The organism is Brochothrix sp. (assembly GCF_017549435.1).
Lineage (GTDB): Bacteria > Bacillota > Bacilli > Lactobacillales > Listeriaceae > Brochothrix > Brochothrix thermosphacta.
The window spans coordinates 1-3,246 of record NZ_JAFYUW010000115.1; the positions used below are offsets into that span (position 1 = coordinate 1).

At 31.7% G+C, this 3,246-nt stretch carries 2 protein-coding genes; one reads left to right on the forward strand and one right to left on the reverse strand.

The genetic code is table 11. From position 1 onward, the window contains the following. On the forward strand, nt 1–825 hold an 825-nt coding region (locus IKV95_RS07665; RefSeq protein ID WP_287451603.1), incomplete at its 5' end, for a LysR family transcriptional regulator. Nucleotides 826–1,005: 180 nt separating this feature from the next. Here IKV95_RS07665 and IKV95_RS07670 read toward each other — a convergent pair. Beyond that, nucleotides 1,006–2,376, reverse strand: coding sequence for a hypothetical protein (locus IKV95_RS07670; RefSeq protein WP_069126444.1), 1,371 nt, complete (start codon nt 2,374–2,376; stop codon nt 1,006–1,008). Nucleotides 2,377–3,246: the final 870 nt, after the last annotated feature.

A 3,246-nucleotide genomic window follows, 5' to 3' on the forward strand; every position in this document is an offset into this window, starting at 1 on the left:
ACCATCAGCAAGGCAGCCTTGACACTTCATGTATCACAACCAACTTTATCTAAACAACTGCAAGAATTAGAAAACGAATTAGGTGTTCAACTTTTCAAACGTGGAAATAGAGAGATAACATTGACTGAGGAAGGTATTTTTTTGCAAAATAGAGGAAAAGAGATTTTAGATTTAGTCAATCTAACTACTAACAGCTTACAAAAAACTGAAGTAATTAGTGGGGATATTATGATCGGTAGCGGTGAAACACACTCTTTTCAATTTCTTTCGGTTATCTTAAATAATTTAATGACTCAGTACCCTGATCTAAAGGTGCATTTATATAGTGGCAACGCTGACGATATAAAAGAAAAAATTGACACAGGTTTATTGGATTTCGGCTTAATAATTGACCCTGTCGAGAAGCAAAAGTATGAATACATGCGCTTACCTCTTTCAGATCAATGGGGGATCTTAGTTAATAAAAAACATGCTCTAGCAAATAAAAAATGTATTTATCCAAGTGATTTAATAACGCTACCTTTAATCATTTCTAATCAGTCATTAGTAGATAATCAACTCTCTGAATGGTTGGGAGGTAACTTAAATAAATTTAATATAGTGGGAACATACAATCTTTTATATAATGCATCACTTCTCGTCAAAGAAGGTAATATTGCGGCATTGTGCATTGACGGTGTTATCAATACAAAAGAAAGCAGTTTAATCTTCATTCCATTTGAACCTCTTTTAACAGCAAATACAAATATTATTTGGAAAAAAAAGCAAACATTCTCAAATGCAGCAAAAATATTTTTGAAAAGTATCCTGTCTGAAAATGCTTAACCTTATTCCTTTATTTTATAACGATTTGATTGAAACAGGTGACTGTTATACGTCTAAATAGGCGCAAGATTTTACAATTACTATATCAACATCAAAAAACCACCGATAAATATTATCAGTGGTTTCTGGTTAGTCGTAATTATCTTCCCCTAGATCTAATTATCCCTTATGTGCTTACTATTATTGTTGAAATTTTTTTCCTTGATACTCAATATATGTCTCGCCTTCATTCTGTTTAATAACAAATTGCACGTTAAATTCGCGGTCTTTAGATGCACCATTTAATCGATTAGCCTCTTCATAAGCTGATATCGAAAGTGTATTTGTATTTCCATCAAATGATTGCTCCACTATATGACCAAATACGGCACTACCGGACTGTTGTTTTCCCATGACAACTTCGCTTTCAGTGATACTAATAATTAGATTTTCGCTTGTCCAATCGCCCATAAAGCTAGATTGTGTAAACTCAGGGGTATCATCGATTGTTTCTTCAGAGGGTGGCACAAACTCAGGAATAGCATCGATCATTTCTTGAGAGACATCATCGAATATATTACCGTTGTATTCAGGTAGAACGTTCCCCGTCGCATCGGTATATTTAAAATCGCCACGATTCGTTAGTGTATAACTTCCTTCAACACTACTCGTATTGGTTAGTGGATTAAGATACATGATATCACCATTACTAGGCGAGCCACTATACGCCACACTATAGTTAACTTTGACAGAGTCATCCGTAATATCCGTCTGGCTAAAATAGTAAGCCTTAACTCTATTAACTATTTCAACTTCTGATAAATTAATTATATTTTTTCTCGCTTCCTCTTCACTTTTCAAAAGTTCTTTTTCTATTCCAGTTAATTTGGTAGCTAAGTTTTTTTTCAAGCTATCATTTTTAATTTTTTCGTTCCTACTCATTAATTTCTCGTAGATAGCTCTCGATGTATCTTCATTAATATTTGTATTTTTATAAAGTGCCTCAATTTCTTTCACTAACTTAATATATTCATTATATTGTTGTTGTGCACTTGAATAACTTTTTATATTATCCGCATAAAACTTTTTGGAAACCGACTTTACTTTGTCCAAACTGTCTTTTATATCATTTAATTGTTTAGTGGTTACTTTTTCATTTATGATATTTTCATCATTCAAAATAGCTTTTAATCCTTCATTAACATTTAACATACTAGTTGCCGTTATTAAATCCTCTTGTAAGCTCTTTTTCACCTGCGGATTAATCACCTTACTAACTGTTCTATTGACCATTGCTAATTTATCGGAAGTCACATCTTCCTTCAAAAGGTTATCGGAATCAAATAACGCTGCGACATCTTTTTTAGCAACTTCATTTTGATGCTGCATATATAGAAAACCTCCAGCTAAAATTACGAGTAAACCTACAAAACAGAGACTAATAATTAAAGTTTTTTTCTTATTTTTCTTTAATGCTCTTCCTGACCTGCTGATATCTTGCTGTTCCCCACAAAAATTACAAATAATCGTATCATCGCTAATTTTCTTCTTACACTTCGAACATTTTTTCATTACCAAACCCTCTTTTCAATTTAACTATTCTCAATTCTAATTTCACACTGACCCCAATTACTTAAATGTATTCGGCATAGTATCGTAGCTATATAAATATAATAGTTTAATCGTTGATAACCCTTTAATTCTCAATTTCATAAACTACGCAGACAATAGCTTCAAACCGTTCTCTAGTTTTTCTACCTCATTATAACGTTCACATTAATTACTTATATTAACGTTGAAATCACTGCCTACTCTCTTAATGATAACAAACCGTAATAGTAAGTGCTATTTAATTTTTAGAAATAGAAAGGTGTCGCTCATTCTTGAAAAACAATGTTAAATCGCTTCCACTCTCCATCAAAATGATTGCTTTTTGTCTTTATATTAAAAAGAGATGTATCGCTATAAATAGCAATACATCCTTTTAAATCTTCTCTTCTTACCAATAAAAACAAGTTCATATAATCTTACCTCAAGTAATTCTTTCACATTTATTCATTCTCCGATTACAACCAAGATCCCCCCTATCCGAGTCCGCTTAGGTGAAAAAATGTGGCTATTATCGATTTAGTAAAGCTGTATAAAATAGCAGCTAAATTATTTATGATCCGTCTTAAGCATGAAAAGAGAATGAATATTTATATTCACTCTCTTTTTCGAATACTGTCTCAATGATTAAATTATTGAACTCACTATATTTACCCCAGAAGTTACTTTTTTCATTCCCTTAAAGTACTCTTTCAAAATATTCATCACATATTTTTGTAACAGCTAAGTTATCATATTCATCATAGATTAAATAATCTAGCATGATTTCATCGATTTGCTCCGAGTTACCAACACTAGATAGTTTTTCGAAGTAACTATATCTAATATCTTTAT

Bases quoted from the DNA above. Each gene is read 5' to 3' on its own strand.
- IKV95_RS07670 (WP_069126444.1), bottom strand. From the start codon at position 2,376: ATGAAAAAATGTTCGAAGTGTAAGAAGAAAATTAGCGATGATACGATT.